Consider the following 20,595-nt stretch of genomic DNA (forward strand, 5'->3'; position numbering starts at 1 on the left):
TCGCTTTCTGGGGTGGTGATCAGCGGGCGAGCCAGCAAGTAAGCGGTTGACCGCTTACTCACTGGCTCAAAAAGTGGCCCTCCACCTCTACGAATGGAGGGCTCATCTCGTGCACCGCGCCTGCTCGGCCTCAGCACACTCGACTTGACGTAGGTAATAGATCACTTTCATCCGGCGCGTCAAGCGATGCCTGACGCCTTCGGGAAGGGCAGACCCGTCACGGCTCGTCCCCTTCCCCGCCGTCGTCCTGGTAGGCACGGCAGGCCGCTCGTGGAGGTGGTCCGCTCGCCGATGGTGACGTCCTCGCCGTAGACGAAGTCCTTGCGCACCGCGTAGCGGGGGCCGTCCGGGGTCGAGTGGAGGTCGGTGAGGACGGCGCCGGTTCCGGTACGGGGGTCGAAGATCGCGTAGGTCGGGATCCCCAGCAGTGCGTCGTACACCCTCGGACGGCAGGTCGGCGGTCAGGGCATGGCGCACGGCGGCGGGGGTGACGTCCCGCTCCAGCCAGGCGGCGACGCCGCGGGTCAGGTGGGCCGTGTCGGCGGTGGAGAGGAGCAGCCGGGGCTCGTGGCGGTGGAGGTCCGCGAGGAGGTCGGCGGCGGCCCGGAACAACGCGGGGACATTGCACTCGAGGCGGGGCACGGCGGGGAGGGGTTTGCGGGGTGCTCGTTGCTCACGCGTCCCGCGCGGGGCGCGCTCCTCGCAGACCTCCTGCAACTGCAGCTGCGATGTGACTGTCGTTCGGGAGGGCGCCCGGCGGGGCGGCGGGCCGCCGCCGGCTGGTTGCACGAGATCGTGCGGGTCACGATGCGGCCGGTGGAGGTGCGGACGCATTCGCGGCGCAGGTAGCCGTGGGTCTCCAGTTCGCGCAGGGCGGCGGCGATACGGGTGGCGCCTTCGGGGAAACGGGCGGCGAGGGTCTTGATGTCGGCGGGGGCGCCCTTCGGCAGCGACTGGAGGTGCGTGGCGAGCCCGATGGCGAGCAGCGAGAGCTCGCGGTGCTGGGCGAGGTGGTTGCCGATCACCGTGAAGCGGGCGGTGTGGCGGGTGGTGTCGTGCTGGAGCCCGCCGGTGGCGCGGTGGCCCCGGTTCGGGTGCTTGTTGCCCGCAAGGCGGGCCTGGGCGTGCGGGGGCACGCCAGGGTTCTGGGTACCCATCGGGAAGCTTCCTCTTCCTCGGTGGTCAGGCCCTCGCACTGGGATTGCCCGTCCCGGCGGGGGCCGTCTCATGTCTGCGGTTGTGGTGGTGCGTTGCGCTGAGCGTCGGCCCTCGGGGGTCGCGAAATCCAGCCGGTTCGAGGATGTTCACCCGCCCGAGTGAGTGCGGACCACGGGCGGGAGGGGTGGGGTTCGGTGGGGGTGCTTTCCCCCGGAGTTCTTTGTCCTTCAGTCGCCGACGGCACCGGAGCGCGAGGACGCGGGTTCCGGTGGTGTGAAGCCCAGTTCGGCCCAGACGGTCTTGCGCGGGAACCGCCCTTCGGCCACCCCCCAGCGGTCGGCCGGCGCCTCGACGAGCAGCAGGCCCCGGCCCGACTCGGCCATGACGTCGGGTGCCTGGGGCGCGGGCATCCGGTCACCGCGCGTGCCGGTGCCCTCGATGCGGAGCGTGGTGCCGACCACGTAGAGCGTGAGGCGGAAGCTGCGGCCGGGGAGGCGGCCGTGGGTGGCCGCGTTGGCGGCCGGTTCGGCGACGACGTGGCTCGCCCGCTCGTGCGGGAGTCCCCAGCTCCGGAGCGTGTCCGCTGCGAGCAGGCGGGCGAGGCGGGCACCGACTCCTGCGTCGAGGTCGCCGCCGTACCCGGTGCGGTCCACGTCCGTGACTCGAAGAACGTCGTGGACCCCCGGCCGGCCTTCGCCCCCGCCGCGTGGGCCGGCTTCCTGCCGTACGCGGTCGAGGGCCGACCCCGCCCCTCCTCCTCAGACGTCCTGGAGCCGGCGGAACGGCCGGTCCGCCTCCAGTTCGAACGCCAGCTCCAGCAGGGTGCGCTCCGCGCCGGGGCGGCCGGAGACCATGACGCCGATGGGGAGGCCGTCCGCCGTCGCGCTCGCGGCCGGTACGGAGATCGACGGGGTGCCGACGACGTTGTTGACCGGGGTGAACGCCACGTAGGCGAGGATGCGCTCGACCAGCGTGGCGTAGGGGACGGCCGGGTTGAGGTGGCCGATCGGCGGGGTGGTGTGGGCCAGGACCGGGGAGAGGATCACGTCGAGGCCCCGGAAGCCCGCCGCGTACGCCTCCCGCGTGCGCTTCAGCCTGCGCACCACGCCCGGCGTCCGCTTCCACTTCCGCACGTACGTCTCGCGCAGGCCCCGGCTCAGGCCGTCCATGCGGCGCCGGTCGAAGTCCGCGCCCAGCGTCCTGCCGGTGGCGCCGAGCAGGAACGACAGCATGCCCCAGTAGGTGAGGAAGTCGTCGGTGAAGTGCGGGTCGATGGAGAGTCCCACCGGTTCCACGGTGTGACCGAGCCGTTCGAGCCGCTCGGCCGTCTCCGTGACGGCCGCCCGGGTGTCGGCGTCGACCCGGACGCCGTTCGGGGAGTCCACCAGGAGGCCGACGCGCAGACGGCGGTCCGCAGGGCCCTCGACGAGGCCCACGGGCGGCAGCTTCGGGTTCCGCCAGTGCTGTTCCGCGGCGGCGAGGAACGCCGCGCTGTCGCGCACCGAGCGGCTCACCACGCCGTCGGTGACGAGGTCGATGGGGAGCCGGCGGCCCTGCGCGTTGGCCACCACCCGGCCGCGGGTCGGCTTCAGGCCGACGAGGCCGCAGGCGGCGGCGGGGATGCGGATCGAGCCGCCGCCGTCGTTGGCGTGGGCGATCGGCACCGCCCCGGCCGCGACGAGCGCCGCGCTGCCGCCGGAGGAGCCGCCCGCCGAGTGGTCCGTGTGCCACGGGTTGCGGACGGGCTCGGCGCCCTCGTACTCCGTGGTGGGGCTGAACCCGAACTCGGGCAGCCGCGTCTTGCCGAGGACCGTGACGCCGGTGCTCAGGAACTGGCGGGTGAACGGGGCGTGCCGGCGGGCCGCCCGGGGCGCGAAGGCGGCGCTGCCGTGTCCGGTGGGCAGCCCCCGGTAGTCGGTGTTGTCCTTGACGAAGGTCGGCACCCCGGCGAAGGCGCCGGCGGGCGCGGAGCCGTGGGCCGGGAGGTCGAGGTGGACCTGGACGGCGTTCAGCCGGGACTCCACCGCCCTGACCCGGGCCGCCGCGTCGCGGGCGGCCTCGGCGGCGCCGACCTCGCCCCGGCGGATCGCACGGGCGAGGCCGACCGCGTCGTGGTCGCCGAGGGCGTCGTCCCGGAAGACGTGCACCCGCGTCCGCGCCTCGCTGCGTTCCTCGCTCTGTTCCTCGGAAGTCGTCACCGTCGGCTCCGCCCTGCGCGTGGATGAATGGCCCCGCCATCATTGCTTACCGGCGGGTAACACGCGAGGGGTCGACCGGCGCGATCCGGGAGGTTCACCCGCCCCCGGGGCCGTCGGCGGCCGGCCCCTGCACCCGTACCGGCCGGGCGACGGCAGCACGCGTCCGCCCGTCGGCGCCGCCGGCCCGGAGCTCGTGGAGTCCGGCGCGGGAGGACGGGCGGGACGTGGACTCCGGCTGGGCCCCGGGACGTGCCTCGGGGCCCGGCCGGAAGACGGGGGCTCAGAAGTTGATGCTGCCGATCATCCCCGCGATGTTGGTCGTCAGCTCGCTGATCGTGGGCGCCATCGTCGACGAGGCGAGGTAGAAGCCGAGCAGCATGCACACGACCGCGTGCCCTGCCTTCAGACCCGACTTCTTGATCAGCAGGAAGACGATGATCGCCAGCAGCACCACCGCCGAAATCGAGAGTGCCACGGCGGTTCACCTCCAAAGGTCCCAGAGCGCGGGGGTAGGGGGACGTAGGAACATGGGGGCAGGGAGAGCCAGACAGCAGCCAGCAGGTTCATACCCACTATGCGCTAACGATCATAACTATCCGTACGTGCGCATCGGTCGGCGCACAGCCGCACAAGGGGGCGCATGGCCAATATGGTCAGGGCATGACGACCGAGACCGACTCCTTCCCCCGACGGCACGCCCGCACCCTGCGCTTCACGCTCGGCGCGCCGCGTTCGTTCAGCGTGGCCCCCGACGGCTCGCGTGTCGTGTTCCTGCGCTCCGGTTCCGGTACGGACCGGGCCAATTCGCTCTGGGTCCTCGATACGGAAGGGGGCGGGGAGCGCGTGGCGGCCGATCCGCGCGCCCTTCTGGGCGGGACCTCGGAGAGGCTCTCCGCCGAGGAGCGGGCGCGGCGCGAGCGGAGCCGCGAGGGTGGTGCCGGCATCGTCGGCTACGCCACCGACGCGGCCGTCGAGCTGGCGTCTTTCGCCTTGTCAGGGCGGCTTTTCACGGCCGAGCTGCGGGCCGGGACGGCACGCGAACTGCCCGCTTCGGGGCCGGTGATCGACCCGCGTCCGTCGCCGGACGGGCGGCACGTCGCCTACGTCTCCCGGGGCGCGCTGCGGGTCGTGGGGGCCGAGGGGGCGGACGACCGGGCGCTGGCGGCCCCGGAGTCGGAGGGCGTCACCTACGGTCTGGCCGAGTTCGTCGCGGCCGAGGAGATGGGCCGCTCACGGGGCTTCTGGTGGGCCCCGGAGTCGGACCGGCTGCTGGTGGCGCGCGTGGACGACACGCCGGTGCGGCGCTGGTGGATCTCCGACCCGGCGCATCCGGAGCGGGAGCCGCAGCGGGTGGCGTACCCGGCGGCGGGCACCCCGAACGCGGACGTCCGGCTGTTCGCGATCGGCCTCGACGGGACGCGCACCGAGGTCTCCTGGGACCGTGCGCGCTTCCCGTACCTGGCGCATGTGCACTGGTCAGCGGCGGGTGCCCCGCTGCTGCTCGTCCAGGCGCGCGACCAGCGCGCCGCACTGATCCTGGCCGTGGACCCGGACTCCGGGGCGACCCGGATGGTGCACGCCGACGAAGACCCGAATTGGCTGGAACTTTTCCCCGGGGTGCCGTGCTGGAGCCCCTCCGGGCAGCTGGTGCGGATCGCGGACGAGGGGGGTGCGCGACGCCTCGCCGTCGGTGAACGACCGCTCACCGGAGGGCAGTTGCACCTTCGCGCCGTACTGGACGTCTCCGACGACGACGTGCTGGTCGCGGCGTCGGCGGGCGAGGAGGCGGCCGTCCCGGAGATCGGCGAGGTGCACGTCTACCGGGTGAACGAGCTCGGCGTGGAGCGCGTCTCGCAGGAGCCCGGCGTGCACACGGCGGTGCGCGCCGGGGGCGTGACCGTCCTCGTCTCCGCCACCCCGGACCGGCCAGGTTCACGGGCCCGGGTCCTGCGTGACGGGAAACCGACGGCCACTGTCCGCTCGTACGCCGAAGACCCCGGTATGTCCCCCCGGGTGACGCTGACACAGGGGGGCGCACGCCGTATTCCGTGCGCCGTGCTTATGCCCCGGGACTACGCCGGTGACACCCCCCTGCCGGTGCTCATGGACCCCTACGGCGGCCCGCACGGGCAGCGGGTGCTCGCCGCCCACAACCCGCACCTGACCTCGCAGTGGTTCGCCGACCAGGGGTTCGCGGTGATCGTCGCGGACGGGCGCGGGACGCCGGGCCGCTCGCCCGCCTGGGAGAAGGCCGTCAAGGACGACATCGCCGCCGTCGTCGTCCAGGACCAGGTGGACGCCCTTCAGGCGCTCGCCGCCGACTTCCCGCTCGACCTGGACCGGGTCGCCGTCCGGGGCTGGTCCTTCGGCGGCTACCTGGCGGCCCTCGCCGCGCTGCGCCGCCCCGACGTCTTCCACGCGGCGGTGGTGGGCGCCCCGGTCACCGACCTGCGTCTGTACGACACCCACTACCAGGAGCGCTACATCGGCCACCCGGACGAGCAGCCGGAGGTCTACCGCCGCAACTCGGTGATCGACGACACGGGCCTGGTCGACGCCTCCGGACCGCACCGCCCGATGATGATCATCCACGGCCTCGCGGACGACAACGTGGTGGTCGCCCACTCACTGCGCCTCTCCTCCGCCCTGCTGGCGGCCGGCCGCCCGCACGAGGTGCTGCCCCTGTCCGGCGTCACCCACATGACCCCGCAGGAAGAGGTCGCCGAGAACCTGCTCCGCCTCCAACTCGGCTTCCTCAAGCGCTCGCTGGGGCTCCCGCACGGGGACGGACCGCGTTAACGCACGGGCAATCCCGTGGAAGCGGTACCGATATACGGACACGGCACACTGATCGGTGTACGGCCGTGCGGGTGCCGTAAGCGGGCCGGGACGCGCCATGTCGTCCCGGCCCGTCGCCGTTCCCCCTTCCCCCACCGGCGCCACGCGCCCCGGCGCGTCAGCGCCCGACCGGCACGGCCTCCGCGAAGTGGCAGGCCGAGTCGTGCGCCGCCGGGCCGCCCGCTCCGGCGAACCGGGCGGGTACCGCGAGCGCCGGCACCTCCCGCGCGCAGCGCTCCCGCGCCTTCCAGCAGCGGGTGCGGAAGCGGCAGCCGGACGGGACGTCCGCCGGCGAGGGGACGTCGCCGGCCAGGACGATCCGCTCGCGGTGCTCCCGGGCCCTGGGGTCCGGCACGGGCACGGCGGAGAGCAGGGCCTGGGTGTAGGGGTGCGTGGGGTGCTCGTGGATCTCGGTGGCCGTGCCCGTCTCCACGATCCGCCCCAGGTACATCACCCCGACCCGGTCGGAGATGTGCCGCACGACCGACAGGTCGTGCGCGATGAACACGTACGCCAGACCGAACTCGGACTGCAGCCGGTCCATCAGGTTGACGACCTGGGCCTGCACCGAGACGTCCAGCGCGGAGACCGGTTCGTCGGCGACGATCACCTCGGGGCGCAGCGCCAGGCCCCGGGCGATGCCGATGCGCTGGCGCTGGCCGCCGGAGAACTGGTGCGGGTAGCGGTCGACGTACGCGGGATCGAGGCCGACCACCTCCAGCAGCTCCCGGACCCTGCGCCGCCGGTCGCCCCGGGGCGCCGCCTCGGGGTGGATCTCGTACGGCTCCCCGACGATGTCGCCCACCGTCATGCGCGGGTTGAGGGAGGTGTACGGGTCCTGGAAGACCATCTGGATGTTGCGGCGCACGGCCTTCAGCGCCCGGCCCGACAGCCCGGTGACGTCCTCGCCCCGGTAGCGGATCGAACCGGCCGTCGGACGCTCCAGGCCGACCAGCATCCTCGCGACCGTGGACTTGCCGCAGCCGGACTCGCCGACGATGCCCAGCGTCTCGCCCCGGCCGAGCGCGAAGTCCACGCCGTCGACCGCCCGCACGGCGCCGACCCGTCTCCTGAACACCACGCCCCGCGTCAGCGGGTAGTGCTTGACCAGGCCGCTGACCTCCAGGACCGGCTCAGCCATCCAGGCACTCCCTCCAGAAGTGGCAGGCGCTCCCCCGCGTCGCCGAGACCTCGTACAGCGGGGGCTCGTCGGTGCGGCAGACGTCGCGGGCCAGTGGACAGCGGGGACGGAAGGCGCAGCCCGGCGGGACGCGCGTGAGGTCGGGCGGCAGTCCCTTGATGGCGTACAGCTCCCGGCCCTTGCGGTCCAGGCGCGGGATCGAGTCCAGCAGCCCCCGCGTGTAGGGGTGCGCCGGGGCCGCGTAGAGGTCGTGGACCGGCGCCGACTCGACGATCCGGCCCGCGTACATCACGGCGATGCGGTCGGCGACGTCGGCGACCACGCCCAGGTCGTGGGTGATCAGGATCAGGCCCATGCGGTACTCGCGCCGGAGTTCCGCGAGCAGCTCCATCACCTGGGCCTGGACGGTGACGTCGAGGGCGGTGGTGGGTTCGTCGGCGATGACCAGGGCCGGTTCCAGGGCCAGCGCCATCGCGATCATGATGCGCTGGCGCATGCCGCCGGAGAACTGGTGCGGGTACTGTCCGACCCGCTCCCGGGCGGCGGGGATGCGCACCCGGTCCATCAGCTCGACCGCCCTGGCCCGCGCGTCCCTGCGGGACATGCCCCGGTGCACGGTGAACATCTCGGCGAGCTGGTCGCCGACGCTGAGCACGGGGTTCAGGGACGACAGCGCGTCCTGGAAGATCATCGCCATCTCGGCGCCCCGGACCCTGCGGCGTTCGCCCTCCCTGAGCTTCAGCAGGTCCCGCCCCCGGAAGACGACCTCGCCGCCGGTGATCCGGCCGGGCGGGACGTCGAGGATGCCCATGACCGCCTGCGCGGTCACCGACTTGCCGGAGCCGGACTCGCCGAGCACGGCCAGGGTCTCGCCCGCGTCCACGCCGTAGCTGACGCCGTCGACGGCCTTCGCGACCCCGTCCCGGGTGCGGAACTCCACGCGCAGGTCGCGCACTTCGAGCAGCACGGCGGCTCACCTCAGTTTCGGGTCGAGGGCGTCGCGCACCGCGTCGCCGAGCATGATGAACGCCAGGACGGTGACCGCCAGGGCCCCGGAGGGCCACAGCAGGGCGTGCGGGGCGTTGCGGATGTACGGGGAGGCGGCGGAGATGTCGATGCCCCAGGAGACGCTGGGCGGCTTCAGGCCGACGCCGAGGTAGGACAGGGTGGCCTCCAGGGCGATGTAGGTGCCGAGCGCGATGGTCGCGACGACGATGACCGGGGCGACGGCGTTGGGCGCGATGTGCCGCAGCACCAGCCGGGAGGGGGAGGCGCCGAGCGCCCGCGCGGCCTGGACGTAGTCGTTCTGCTTGACGGTGATGACGGAGCCGCGGGCGATGCGGAAGATCTGCGGCCAGCCGAGCAGCACGATGAAGCCGATGACGGGCCAGACGGTGTTGCTGGTGACGACCGACAGCAGCACCAGTCCGCCGAGGACGACCGGGATGGCGAAGAAGACGTCGGTGACGCGGGACAGGACGGAGTCCCAGACCCCGCCGAAGAAGCCCGCCAGGGCGCCCAGGACGCTGCCGAGGACGGCGACGCCCAGGGTGGCGAGGACGCCGACCGCGACGGACGTGCGGGCGCCGTGGACGGTGCGGGTGTAGACGTCGCAGCCCTGGCCGTCGAAGCCGAAGGGGTGGCCCGGCCGGGGGCCCTCCTGGGCCCTGGCCAGGTCGCACTCGAGGGGGCTGCCGGGGGCGATCGCCGAGGGCCACAGGGAGACCAGGACCAGGAAGAGGATGACCAGGCCGGAGACGAGGAAGACCGGGTTGCGGCGCAGGTCGCGCCAGGCGTCGGACCACAGGGAGCGGGGCCGGTCCCGCGGTCCGGGTCCGCCTCGGCCCTTCGGCCGCTCCCCCAGGGTCCCGGCTCCCCCGACGTCCACGTCCACGGTGCCGCCGACGGCGGCCCCCGCGACGACGGGCTCGGGTTCGTAGTGCTGCTCAGGCATGGCGGATCCTCGGGTCGAGTACGGCGTAGAGGAGATCGACGACGAGGCTGGCGACCAAGAAGACCAGGACGAGCACGGTGACGAAGCCGACGACGGTCTGGGTGTTCTGCCGCAGGATGCCCTGGTAGAGCTGGTAGCCGACGCCGTGGACGTTGAAGATCCGCTCGGTGACGATCGCGCCGCCCATCAGGAAGCCGATGTCGGCGCCGATGAAGGTGACCACGGGGATGAGCGAGTTGCGCAGCAGGTGCCTCACGACCACCCGGCGGCGGGGCAGGCCCTTGGCGACGGCGGTGCGGACGTAGTCGGAGCGCCGGTTCTCGGCGATGGAGGTGCGGGTCAGCCGGGTGACGTAGGCGAGGGAGACGGAGGCCAGCACCAGGCCGGGCAGGAGCAGTTCGCCGAAGGGGGCCTCGGTGGAGACCGAGGGCCGGATCCAGCCCCACCGCACGCCGAGCAGCAGCTGGAGCAGCAGGCCGGTGACGAAGGTGGGCACGGAGACGACGACGAGGGTGAGCAGCAGGACGCCGGTGTCGACGGGGCGGCCCCGGCGCAGTCCGGTGATCACGCCGAGGGCGACGCCGACGACGACCTCGAAGAGGATCGCGATCAGGGTGAGCCGGGCGGTGACGGGGAACGCCGTCGACATCAGCTCGGTGACCTCCTGGCCGTTGAAGGCCGTGCCGAAGTCGCCGGTGAAGACGTTCCCCATGTAGGTCAGGTACTGCTGCCACACCGGCCGGTCGAGGCCGAACTCCTGCCGCAGCCGGGCCGCGGTCGCCCGGTCGCACCGGCGTTCGCCGCAGAGGCCCGCGACGGGGTCGCCCATCACGTTGACCATCAGGAAGATCAGCAGCGTGGCCCCGACGAACACCGGGATCATCTGGAGCAGCCGCTGGACGACGTAGCGCCCCATGGCGGTTCAGCTCACCTTGATCCGGTCGTACACGGGGACGCTGAAGGGGTTGAGCTCGACGTCGGAGAGCCGCTGGGACCAGCCGGCGCTGCCGTTCTGGTACCAGAGCGGGATGGCGGCCATGTGGTCGCGGACGACCTCCTCGGCCTGCTGGAACAGGCTGACGGCCTTGGCCGGGTCGGTCTCCCGGTTGGCCCGGTCGACGAGGTCGTCGAACCGCTCGTTGGACCACTTGCCGTCGTTGGAGGAGGCGCCCGTGTAGTAGAGCGGCTGGAGGAAGTTCTGGATGAGCGGGTAGTCCATCTGCCAGCCGGCGCGGAACGGGCCGCTCATCTTGCGGCCGGTGATCCGGTTGCGGTAGTCGGCGAAGGTGCCGACCGGCGCGGCGACGCAGGCGCGCTCGTCGTCCAGCGCGTTGTTGATGGAGTTGCAGACGGCGTCGACCCAGGCGCGGTGGGATCCGGTGTCCGCGTTGTAGGTGAGGGTCACCCTGCCGCCGGGCAGCCCGCCGCCCTCCCGGATGAGCTTCTTGGCCTTGTCCGGCTCGTACCGGCACGACTCGCCGCACAGGCCGTCCCGGTAGCCGCCGTCCTCGCCGAGGACCGGGGAGGTCCAGTCGGTGGCGGGGGTGCGGGTCCCGCGGAAGAGCGTGTCGGTGATCTGCTCGCGGTCGATGGCCATGGACAGGCCCTTGCGGACCTTCTCCGCGCCGGGTTTGTTCCAGGCGTCGTCGTAGTAGGGGAAGGCGAGGGTCTGGAGGATGCCGGCGGGGGTGTTGAGGTAGCGGTCGCCGAGGTCGTCCTTCACGTTCTTCAGCTGGGCGGCGGGGATGTCGTCGACGAGGTCGAGGTTGCCGGCCATCAGGTCGGTGTAGGCGGTGTTGTTGTCGGTGTAGACCTTGAGGTCGACGCCGCCGTTGCGGGCCTTGTCGGGGCCGGGGTAGTCGTCCCACGTCCGCAGGGCCATCAGCGAGCCGCGGGTGTACGAGTCGACCCGGTACGGGCCGTTGCCGACCGGCTTCCTCACCCAGGCGTCGTGGTCGTCGAAGAAGGCGCGGGGCAGCGGGGCGAAGGCGTTGTAGCCGAGGGTGTCGGGGAAGCTCGAGAACGTCTGGGTGAGCTCGACGGTGAAGGTGCGGTCGCCGGTGACCTTCAGTCCGGACAGGGTGTCGGCGGTCTGCCTGCCGCCTTCGGGGTGCACCTGGTCGTAGCCCTCGATGTAGCCGAAGAAGTACGCGTTGCGCTGGTTGTTCCTCAGGGAGGCGCCGTAGTTCCAGGCGTCGACGAAGGACCGCGCGGTGACCTTCTCGCCGTTGCTGAAGGTCCAGCCGTCCTTGACGGTGATGCGGAAGTTCCGCGAGTCGGAGGTCTCGATCCTCTCGGCGAGCATGTCCTTCGCCTCGCCGGTGACCGGGTCGTAGCGCTTCAGCCCCCGGAAGATCATGTCGAGGACCTTGCCGCCCTGGACCTCGTTGGTGTTGGCCGGCTCCAGCGGGTTCTGCGGGTCGCCCCAGGAGGCGCTCAGCACGGCACCGGCGTCGCCGTTGCCGCTGGCCTCGGCTCCGCAGGCCGTCGCGGCGAGGGCGACCGCCACCGCACAGACGGCCCATCGGGCGTGCGTGGCTCCGCGCATGGGTGCCTCCTCGTAGGTGCGCCGGGTACGTGCGCCGACCCTTTACGCCAATATCGGCGCAAAGGGCGCGGTGCGCACATGTGCGGCACCTGTACGGGGGTGACACGCCCTCGGACGGCGCACGCGGGCGGGCCCGCGCCCGCACGCCGGAACCCGGCGCCCCGTGACGGGGTGCCGGGTTCCTGGGCGGGAGCCGGGGTCAGGCCGCGTGGACGACGTCCTTCTCCTCGGCGAAGTGGCAGGCCGACTCGTGGGCCGCCGGGGAGTCCACGCCCTTGAAGCGCTCGGGGACCGCCAGCAGCGGGACCTCCTCGGCGCACTTGTCCTGGGCCTTCCAGCACCGGGTGCGGAAGCGGCAGCCCGAGGGCGGGTTGGCCGGCGACGGCACGTCGCCGGTGAGGATGATCCGCTCCCGGCCCTCGCGGGCCTCCGGGTCGGGGACCGGGACCGCCGACAGCAGCGCCTGGGTGTAGGGGTGCGTCGGGTGGTCGTAGATCTCCGTGTCCGTGCCGATCTCGGCCATCTTGCCGAGGTACATCACGCCCACGCGGTCCGAGATGTGCCGGACGATGGACAGGTCGTGCGCGATGAAGAGGTAGGAGAGGTTGAACTCGTCCTGCAGCTTCTCCATCAGGTTGACGACCTGCGCCTGGACGGACACGTCCAGCGCGGAGACCGGCTCGTCGCAGATGATGATCTCGGGGTTGAGGGCCAGGCCGCGGGCGATGCCGATGCGCTGGCGCTGACCGCCCGAGAACTGGTGCGGGTAGCGGTTGATGTACTCGGGGTTGAGACCGACCACGTCCAGGAGTTCCTGGACCTTGCGGCGGCGGTCGCCCTTCGGCGCCACCTCGGGGTGGATCTCGAAGGTCTCCCCGATGATGTCGCCCACCGTCATGCGGGGGTTGAGCGAGGTGTACGGGTCCTGGAACACCATCTGGATGTTCCGCCGGACCGCCTTCAGCGCACGCCCGGACAGCTTGGTGATGTCCTGGCCCTTGTAGAAGACCTCGCCCGCGGTCGCCTTCTCCAGCATCATCAGGAGCTTGGCGACCGTGGACTTGCCGCAGCCGGACTCGCCCACGATGCCGAGCGTCTCGCCCTGGTAGAGGTCGAAGGAGACCCCGTCCACGGCCTTGACCGCACCGACCTGGCGCTTGAACAGGATGCCCTGGGTCAGCGGGAAGTGCTTCACCAGGTTGCGCACCTGGAGGATCGGCTCACCGCGCTCGACGGGCGCGTCGAGCGCGGCCACCGCCTCCTCCTCGGTCGCGACGTCGACCGTCTCGACCTCGGCGACGTTGGGGGTGGCGTCCATGGCCTCGCCCGTCTTCTCCAGCTCAGCCATGGATCGTCTCCTTCCAGAAGTGGCACGCGCTGCCGCGGCCGGCCAGCTCGCCGCCGTCCCGCTCGGTGACGGGGAACAGCGGCGGGACGTCCGTGCGGCAGACGTCCTGCGCCTTGGGACACCGCGGGTTGAAGGCGCAGCCGGACGGGATGCGCGTCAGGTTGGGCGGCAGTCCCTTGATCGCGTACAGCTCCTGGCCCTTCTGGTCCAGGCGCGGGATCGAGTCGAGCAGGCCCTTGGTGTAGGGGTGCGCGGGCCGCTTGTACAGCTCGCGCACGGGCGCGGTCTCCACGATCCGCCCCGCGTACATCACCGCGATCTTGTCCGCGACGTCGGCGACGACGCCGAGGTCGTGGGTGATCAGGATCAGACCCATGTGGTACTCGCGCTGGAGCTCCGCGAGCAGGTCCATGACCTGGGCCTGGACGGTCACGTCGAGGGCCGTGGTGGGCTCGTCGGCGATGATCAGGTCCGGTTCCAGGGCGAGCGCCATCGCGATCATGATGCGCTGGCGCATACCGCCCGAGAACTGGTGCGGGTAGTCGTTGACCCGGGCCGCGGCGGCCGGGATCTTCACCCGGTCCATCAGCTCGATCGACTTGGCCTTGGCTTCCTTCTTGGACAGGCCCTGGTGGACCCGGAACATCTCGCCGAGCTGGTAGCCCACGGAGAGCACCGGGTTCAGCGAGGACAGCGCGTCCTGGAAGATCATCGCGATCTTGTTGCCGCGGATCTTCCGGCGCTCCTCGCCGGACATCTTCAGCATGTCCTGGCCGCGGAAGAGGATCTCCCCCTTGGGGATGCTGCCGGGCGGCATGTCGAGGATGCCCATGATCGCCTGGGCGGTGACGGACTTGCCGGAGCCGGACTCGCCGAGCACGGCGAGCGTCTCGCCCGCGCCGACGGAGTAGTTGACGCCGTTGACGGCCTTGGCGACCCCGTCACGGGTACGGAACTCCACGTGCAGGTCCCGGACTTCGAGGAGCGGACGCTCAGCCGTCCCGGAGCCGTCCGGCGCGGGGGTTCCGGCCGTTTCTTCGATGATGGTCACGTACGCCTCCCTCAGCGCAGCTTGGGGTCGAGGGCGTTGCGCACCGCATCGCCGAACATCAGGAACGAGAGCACCGTGATCGAGACCATCACCGACGGGATGATCAGGGTGTGGGGGGCGATACGGAGCTGCTCACGTCCGCGCGCCACGTCGCCGCCCCAGGAGACGGCCGTGTCGCCGAGGCCCACGCCCAGGAAGGACAGGGTGGCCTCGGCCGCGATGTAGCCGCCGAGCGCGATGGTCGCCACGACGATGATGGGGGCGAGCGCGTTGGGCAGGATGTGCCGGAGCAGGATCCGGGACGTCGAGGCGCCGAGCGCCCTGGCGGCCACCACGTAGTCCGCCTGCTTGATGGTGATCACGGCGCCGCGGGCGACACGGGCGATCTGGGTCCAGCCGAGGAAGGCGAGGGCCATGATGACGACCCAGACGGTGCGCTCGTCGAAGGAGTTGAGGATCACCAGGGCGCCGAGCAGGAACGGGATGCCGAGGAAGACGTCGGTCAGCCGCGAGAGCAGCGTGTCGGTCCAGCCGCCGAAGTAACCGGCGACCATGCCGATGACCGTGCCGAGAACGGTGACGGCGAGGGTGACGCCCACACCGACGGTGATCGAGGCGCGGGCGCCGTAGACGACCCGGGCGTAGATCGACCGGCCCTGGACGTCGTAGCCGAGCCAGTCCGCTGCGAAGAGGTGGCCCCAGTTCGGCTTGCCCAGGTAGTGCTTGGCCAGGTCGGCGTCGCGCGGCGAGGCGCTGGTGAACAGCCCCGGCCAGGCCGCCATGATCAGCAGGAACAGGATCAGCACGGCCGATATCAGGAACAGCGGGTTGCGCCGCAGGTCGTGCCAGGCGTCGGACCACAGGCTGCGCGCCTTCTCGGGGGCCGGCCCGGAGTCGGTCACGACGACGCCGGCAGTGCTCGCGGTGTCCCCGGGAAGGGCGTCGACCCTCTTTTCGATGGTCTTGTCAGGCATACCGGATCCTCGGGTCCAGGACCGCGTAAAGCAGGTCGACGATCAGGCTGGCGGCGAGGTAGATGAGCACCATCAGCGAGGCGATGCCCACGACCGTGGCGCCCTCACGCCGGCTGAGGGCCTCGTAGATCTCGATGCCGATGCCCCGCACGTTGAAGATGCCCTCGGTCACGATGGCGCCGGTCATCAGGCTGCCGAGCTCGATGCCGAGGAAGGTGACCACGGGGATCAGCGAGTTGCGCATCAGGTGGACGCCGATGACGCGGCGGCGCGGCAGCCCCTTGGCGATGGCGGTGCGCATGTAGTCGGAACGCAGGTTCTCCGCGATCGACGTACGGGTCAGCCGGGCCACGTAGGCCAGGGAGAGCGACGCCAGCACGATGGCGGGAAGCGCGAGCTGGCCGAAGTCCATCGAGTCGGTCACCGTGGGGGTGGTGACGGACCACTTGAACGCGAGCAGGTACTGCAGCAGGAAGCCCAGCACGAAGGACGGCATCGAGACCAGGAACAGCGTCAGCGTCAGCAGTCCGCGGTCCCGCAGCGTGTCGGGGCGCAGGCCGGCGACGACGCCGAGGCCGATGCCCACGAGCGTGACGAAGGTGAAGGCGAAGATCGTCAGCCGGATCGTCACCGGGAACGCGTCGGCGATGACGTCCGCGATGGGTCGCTTGCTGGCGATCTGGGTGCCGAAGTCGCCCTGGAACAGCCCGGTCATGTAGTTGACGTACTGCTGCAGCAGCGGCTGGTCGAGGCCGAGGTCCTTCTTGATGCTCGCGACCACGCTCGGGTCGTACGCCTGATCCCCCATCATCGCCCGGACGGGGTCCCCGGGCAGGGCGTACATCATACAGAAGATGATCAAGGTTGACCCGATGAAGACCGGGATCATCTGGAGCAGTCGTCGTGCGACATAGCGCCCCATAGGTGCCTCCGTGAGGGGTTAACGCAGGTGGGGGGCCGTCTCCTGATGACGAGACGGCCCCACGCACCTCCCACCGCCGCCTGGGCGGCGGCGGGCTTACGGCCTAGTGTGAAGAGCCCTGAGGTTCCTCTTACTTGGTGGTGACGGCCCACACCTCGAGGTCACCGTGGAAGTCGACGTTGACGTTGTCGACGTTCTTACCGTGGCCGCCGTTGATGCGGTAGTACCAGAGCGGGATGGCCGGCATGTGCTCGACCAGCTTCTTCTCGACCTCCTGGAAGGCCTTCACGGACTCTTCCAGGGACTTGGCCTTGTCCGCCTTGTTCATCAGCGAGTCGATCTCCTTGTTGGAGAAGCGACCGTTGTTGGCCTCGGCGGTGGTGTGGTACAGCTCCTTCATGAAGTTGGCGTTGACCGGGTAGTCGGCGACCCAGCCGCCGCGGTACATGCCCTTCACCTGGTCGTTGTCACGGGCCTCGAGGTCCGTGGCGAAGTCGGGCTTCGGGTCGCCCACGCAGTCGACACCGGTGGCCTTGCGGATGGACTCGCAGACCGCGGTCACCCACTCCTTGTGCCCGCCGTCGGTGTTGTACTGGATGGTGAACTTGTTGCCCGGGACGCCGCCACCCTCCTTGATGAGCTGCTTGGCCTTGGCCGGGTCGTACGTGAACACGTCGGTGTCCAGGTTCTGGTAGCCCTTGACGCCCGGCGGGGTGAAGCCCTTGGCCGGCGTGCGGGTGTTGTTCAGAACCGTCTTGGTGATCGTGTCGCGGTCGATCGCCATCGACAGACCCTGCAGGACCTTCGGGTCGATGTCCTTGAAGGTCTTGGAGTAGAACGCCGGGGTCAGCGTCTGGATGGCCGCGTACGGCTGCTCGATGGCGCCGTCGCCCAGGTCCTGCTTGTACTTCGGCAGGTCCGTCGGGCCGACCTGGCGGATCATGTCCAGGTTGCCGGAGACGACGTCCTTGTAGGCGGCCTCGAGCGTCGTGTAGGACTTGAACTGGACGCCCTTGTTCTTCGCCTTGTTCGGGCCCTGGTACTCGTCCCAGGCCTTGACCTGGATGAGCTTCTTGTGGTCCCACTTCTCGAAGGTGTAGGGACCGTTGCCGACCGGCTTCTGGCCGAAGGCCTTCGGGTCGTCGTAGAAGACCTTGGGCAGCGGGGCCCACGTGGTGTAGCCCAGCTTGTAGTTGAAGTACGGCATCGTGTACTTCAGCTCGATGGTGAAGGTGTGGTCGTCCACGGCCTTCAGACCGGACATGGTCTCGGCCTTCGGGTCGCCCTTCTCCGGGTGGACGTCGTCGTAACCCTTGATGTCCTGGAACCAGAAGGAGTTCTGCTGGTTGTTCTTGATGTTGGCGTACCAGTTCCAGGCGTCGATGTACGACTTGGAGGTGACGTCCTCACCGTTGTGGAACTTCCAGCCCTTCTTGAGCTTGACCGTCCACGTCTTCGAGTCCTCGGTGGTGACCGACTCGGCGTTCGTGTAGACGATGTCACCCTTGGCGTCGAAGTCGAGCAGCTGGGTGAACAGGGACTGGATGACGTACGAGCCGTTGGACTCGTTGGTGTCAGCCGGGATCAGCGGCTTCTGCGGCTCGCCGACGTCGATCGAGACGTACCCCGCAGGGCCGGAACCCTTGCTCTTGCCCTCACTGTCACCGTCGCCGCCGCCGCAGGCGGTGGCGGCCAGGGCGACCACTATCGCCCCCGCGACCCACTTGGCGCTCCTGGCACCGCGCATGGGTTCCTCCTCATGAGTCCATTGGTTCACCGCAAAGAGGAGCACGCGACATGTCACCGTCCACCGCCCGTCGCCGGTGCCGGAGATCATCAGGTGCCCCCGCGCTCGTAAGTCGGCGCCGTCAGCGCGTGACCTGTTCATCCGAGCTCTACGCGCCTAACTATCTGCCATGCGCCACGACCGAACCACACCCACGAGGTATCGGTTCGATCACAGCTGGGTCCTACATCTTCCAAAATCCGGACAAAGCGTTTGGTGAAAGATCCCTGCGAAACGGACTTGTTACACATCTATCGGGGGCGGGTGTCCGAATAACGGACGGTCGCGCAGAGGAAAACCGATTGCGAGTAACGTGCCCGCCGTGCAAGGCGCGTCTCGGGGCTGCCACGCGCTCAGCGCCCTTGGCCGGCAGGGCCGTTGGTCATGGACCGCGGAACCCGGATCCGCCGGTCACCAGGCGCGTCGCTCCGGAAGGAGGCTAGTGCGATCCGGCCGTTTCGACGGCATGCATCGGCCAGATCAAGGGTTTTCCCTACCCCTCTTTCCCCCTCCTTTTCCTCACTTTTCCTTTCCCCGGTCCGCCTTCGCACCGGGCTTGGTCTTCGGGCCGTGTCCGGTGTCGCTCCCCGCCCCGCACGCGAACGGCGCCGGGCACCCGTGTGCGGGGTGTCCGGCGCCGTTCGCTCGCGCGGGCGCTGCCGCGGCCGTCAGCCGTGCTTGGCGCGGCTCGCGGCGCGGGCGCGCTCGCGGGCGTCCAGGTTCACCTTGCGGATGCGCACGGCCTCCGGGGTGACCTCCACGCACTCGTCGTCGCGGCAGAACTCCAGGGACTGCTCCAGCGAGAGCTTGCGCGGCGGCACGATCGCCTCGAACGAATCGGCCGAGGACGACCGCATGTTGGTGAGCTTCTTCTCCTTGGTGATGTTGACGTCCATGTCGTCGGCACGGGAGTTCTCGCCGACGATCATGCCCTCGTACACCTCGGTGCCGGGCTCCACGAACAGCACGCCGCGCTCCTGGAGGTTGGTCATCGCGAACGCGGTGACCGCGCCGGAGCGGTCGGCGACCAGGGAGCCGTTGTTACGGGTGGTGAGCGTGCCGAACCAGGGCTCGTGGCCCTCGTGGATGGAGTGGGCAATGCCCGTGCCGCGGGTCTGGGTCAGGAACTCCGTGCGGAAGCCGATCAGGCCGCGGGAGGGCACCACGAACTCCATGCGCACCCAGCCGGAGCCGTGGTTGGACATGTTGTCCATCCGGCCCTTGCGGACGCCCATGAGCTGCGTGACCGCGCCCATGTGCTCCTCGGGGACGTCGATGGTCATGCGCTCGACCGGCTCGTGGACCTTGCCGTCGACGTCCTTGGTGACCACCTGCGGCTTGCCGACGGTGAGCTCGTAGCCCTCGCGGCGCATCTGCTCGACCAGGATGGCCAGCGCCAGTTCGCCACGGCCCTGCACCTCCCAGGCGTCGGGGCGGTCGGTGTCCAGGACGCGGAGCGAGACGTTGCCGATCAGCTCGCGGTCCAGACGGTCCTTGACCTGGCGGGCGGTGACCTTGCGGTCCTTGACGGCCGCCTTGTTGTCGGCGCCCTTGCCGGTGGCACCGCGGCCGACCAGCGGGGAGGTGTTGGTGCCGATGGTCATGGAGATCGCCGGCTCGTCCACCGTGATCAGCGGCAGCGCGACCGGGTTCTCCTGGTCGGCCAGGGTCTCGCCGATCATGATCTCCGGGATGCCCGCGACCGCGCAGATGTCACCGGGGCCGGCCTTCTCGGCGGGCTTGCGGGTGAGCGCCTCGGTCATCATCAGCTCGGAGATGCGCACGTTGGAGACGGATCCGTCGCGCTTCATCCAGGCGACCGTCTGCCCCTTCCTCAGCTCGCCCTGGTGGACGCGGAGCAGGGCGATGCGGCCGAGGAAGTTGTCGGCGTCGAGGTTGGTGACGTGGGCCTGGAGCGGGGCACCCTCCTCGTAGGTGGGGGCCGGGATGTGCTCCAGGATCGTGGAGAAGAACGGCTCCAGCGAGTCGGAGTCGGTCGGGACCGTGCCGTCGTCGGGCTTGGTGAGGGAGGCCACACCGTCCCGGCCGCAGGCGTAGACGATCGGGAACTCGATCTGCTCCTCGTCGGCGTCCAGGTCGAGGAAGAGGTCGTAGGTCTCGTTGACGACCTCGTCGATCCGGGCGTCCGGGCGGTCCGTCTTGTTGATGCAGAGGATGATCGGCAGCCGCTGCTGCAGCGCCTTGCGCAGCACGAAGCGGGTCTGCGGCAACGGGCCCTCGGAGGCGTCCACCAGCAGCACCACGCCGTCGACCATCGACAGACCGCGCTCGACCTCGCCGCCGAAGTCGGCGTGGCCGGGGGTGTCGATGATGTTGATCGTGATGGGCTCCCCGCCGTCCTTGGGGTGGTACTTCACCGCCGTGTTCTTGGCGAGGATCGTGATGCCCTTCTCACGCTCCAGGTCGTTCGAGTCCATCATGCGGTCGTCGACCGAGTCGAGCTGGTGCGCGGCGAAGGCGCCGGCCTGCTTGAGCATGCCGTCGACGATGGTGGTCTTGCCGTGGTCGACGTGGGCGACGATGGCGACGTTGCGGATGTCGTGACGTGTCAGAGACGGTGCCATAAAAGGCGTACTCCCGGAGTGCTGAGGAATGTCCCGCACGAGCGTCTGTGGTGTGCGGGCCCTGCCGGGCTGAACACGCCTCGGCCTCATCC

The 20,595-nt window shown here is 70.4% G+C and carries 15 protein-coding genes and 2 pseudogenes; 2 read left to right on the forward strand and 15 right to left on the reverse strand.

Annotated features, from left to right (window positions below):
• Window positions 1–318 precede the first annotated feature (318 nt).
• Both ABTY20_RS17555 and ABTY20_RS17560 read right to left on the reverse strand, forming a co-directional pair.
• A pseudogene (locus ABTY20_RS17555) lies at window positions 319–1,157 on the reverse strand (helix-turn-helix domain-containing protein); the annotation flags it as partial.
• Between the two features lie 228 nt (window positions 1,158–1,385).
• A complete protein-coding gene (locus tag ABTY20_RS17560; protein WP_502991829.1) occupies window positions 1,386–1,811 on the reverse strand; it encodes an ATP-binding protein in 426 nt (141 codons plus the stop codon).
• On the opposite strand from ABTY20_RS17560, the pseudogene ABTY20_RS35380 reads away from it, so the two are divergent.
• Window positions 1,773–1,889: pseudogene (locus ABTY20_RS35380) on the forward strand (DUF397 domain-containing protein); the annotation flags it as partial. The gene ABTY20_RS17560 and the pseudogene ABTY20_RS35380 overlap by 39 nt on opposite strands.
• Before the next feature lie 27 nt (window positions 1,890–1,916).
• On the opposite strand, the gene ABTY20_RS17570 reads toward ABTY20_RS35380, so the two are convergent.
• Together ABTY20_RS17570 and ABTY20_RS17575 are read right to left on the reverse strand one after the other, a co-directional pair.
• The gene (locus tag ABTY20_RS17570) at window positions 1,917–3,356 is read right to left on the reverse strand and encodes an amidase (protein WP_351997895.1); all 1,440 of its coding nucleotides are present in this window, start codon (window positions 3,354–3,356) and stop codon (window positions 1,917–1,919) included.
• A gap of 280 nt (window positions 3,357–3,636) precedes the next feature.
• The gene (locus ABTY20_RS17575) at window positions 3,637–3,831 is read right to left on the reverse strand and encodes a hypothetical protein (RefSeq protein ID WP_030220198.1); all 195 of its coding nucleotides are present in this window, start codon (window positions 3,829–3,831) and stop codon (window positions 3,637–3,639) included.
• Window positions 3,832–4,016: 185 nt separating this feature from the next.
• Here ABTY20_RS17575 and ABTY20_RS17580 point away from each other — a divergent pair, with 185 nt between their 5' ends.
• Complete coding sequence (locus tag ABTY20_RS17580) at window positions 4,017–6,155, forward strand: S9 family peptidase (RefSeq protein WP_351997896.1); 2,139 nt, start codon at window positions 4,017–4,019, stop codon at window positions 6,153–6,155.
• Between the two features lie 157 nt (window positions 6,156–6,312).
• On the opposite strand, the gene ABTY20_RS17585 is transcribed toward ABTY20_RS17580, so the two are convergent.
• From ABTY20_RS17585 to typA, 11 genes are all read right to left on the reverse strand, one after another.
• The gene (locus tag ABTY20_RS17585; RefSeq protein WP_351997897.1) at window positions 6,313–7,335 is read right to left on the reverse strand and encodes an ABC transporter ATP-binding protein; all 1,023 of its coding nucleotides are present in this window, start codon (window positions 7,333–7,335) and stop codon (window positions 6,313–6,315) included.
• Entirely contained in the window at window positions 7,328–8,302 is a 975-nt protein-coding gene (locus ABTY20_RS17590) for an ABC transporter ATP-binding protein (RefSeq protein WP_351997898.1), read from the reverse strand. Before ABTY20_RS17590 ends, ABTY20_RS17585 begins: the two co-directional genes overlap by 8 nt.
• Window positions 8,303–8,308: 6 nt before the next feature.
• Window positions 8,309–9,289 (reverse strand): ABC transporter permease, encoded by a 981-nt coding sequence (locus tag ABTY20_RS17595; protein WP_351997899.1) that lies wholly within the window; start codon window positions 9,287–9,289, stop codon window positions 8,309–8,311.
• Window positions 9,282–10,205 carry an ABC transporter permease gene (locus ABTY20_RS17600; protein WP_351997900.1) on the reverse strand — a complete coding sequence of 308 codons (924 nt, stop codon included), beginning with the start codon at window positions 10,203–10,205 and terminating at the stop codon, window positions 9,282–9,284. The genes ABTY20_RS17595 and ABTY20_RS17600 overlap by 8 nt, the downstream gene beginning before the upstream one ends.
• Window positions 10,206–10,211: 6 nt before the next feature.
• The gene (locus ABTY20_RS17605) at window positions 10,212–11,837 is read right to left on the reverse strand and encodes a peptide ABC transporter substrate-binding protein (RefSeq protein WP_351997901.1); all 1,626 of its coding nucleotides are present in this window, start codon (window positions 11,835–11,837) and stop codon (window positions 10,212–10,214) included.
• A gap of 199 nt (window positions 11,838–12,036) precedes the next feature.
• Window positions 12,037–13,185, reverse strand: a complete 1,149-nt coding sequence (locus ABTY20_RS17610; RefSeq protein WP_351997902.1) for an ABC transporter ATP-binding protein — start codon at window positions 13,183–13,185, stop codon at window positions 12,037–12,039.
• Window positions 13,178–14,236, reverse strand: a complete 1,059-nt coding sequence (locus tag ABTY20_RS17615; RefSeq protein WP_351997903.1) for an ABC transporter ATP-binding protein — start codon at window positions 14,234–14,236, stop codon at window positions 13,178–13,180. Before ABTY20_RS17615 ends, ABTY20_RS17610 begins: the two co-directional genes overlap by 8 nt.
• An 11-nt stretch (window positions 14,237–14,247) precedes the next feature.
• The gene (locus tag ABTY20_RS17620) at window positions 14,248–15,210 is read right to left on the reverse strand and encodes an ABC transporter permease (RefSeq protein ID WP_351997904.1); all 963 of its coding nucleotides are present in this window, start codon (window positions 15,208–15,210) and stop codon (window positions 14,248–14,250) included.
• Complete coding sequence (locus tag ABTY20_RS17625; protein WP_351997905.1) at window positions 15,203–16,132, reverse strand: ABC transporter permease; 930 nt, start codon at window positions 16,130–16,132, stop codon at window positions 15,203–15,205. Before ABTY20_RS17625 ends, ABTY20_RS17620 begins: the two co-directional genes overlap by 8 nt.
• Window positions 16,133–16,262: 130 nt before the next feature.
• Window positions 16,263–17,879, reverse strand: coding sequence for a peptide ABC transporter substrate-binding protein (locus ABTY20_RS17630; RefSeq protein ID WP_351997906.1), 1,617 nt, complete (start codon window positions 17,877–17,879; stop codon window positions 16,263–16,265).
• Window positions 17,880–18,586: 707 nt separating this feature from the next.
• On the reverse strand, window positions 18,587–20,503 hold the full coding sequence (gene typA / locus ABTY20_RS17635; RefSeq protein WP_351997907.1) for a translational GTPase TypA: 1,917 nt from the start codon (window positions 20,501–20,503) through the stop codon (window positions 18,587–18,589).
• Window positions 20,504–20,595 lie beyond the last annotated feature (92 nt).

The sequence above is a fragment of the Streptomyces sp. NPDC126497 genome (assembly GCF_040302425.1).
In the GTDB taxonomy this organism is placed as follows: domain Bacteria; phylum Actinomycetota; class Actinomycetes; order Streptomycetales; family Streptomycetaceae; genus Streptomyces.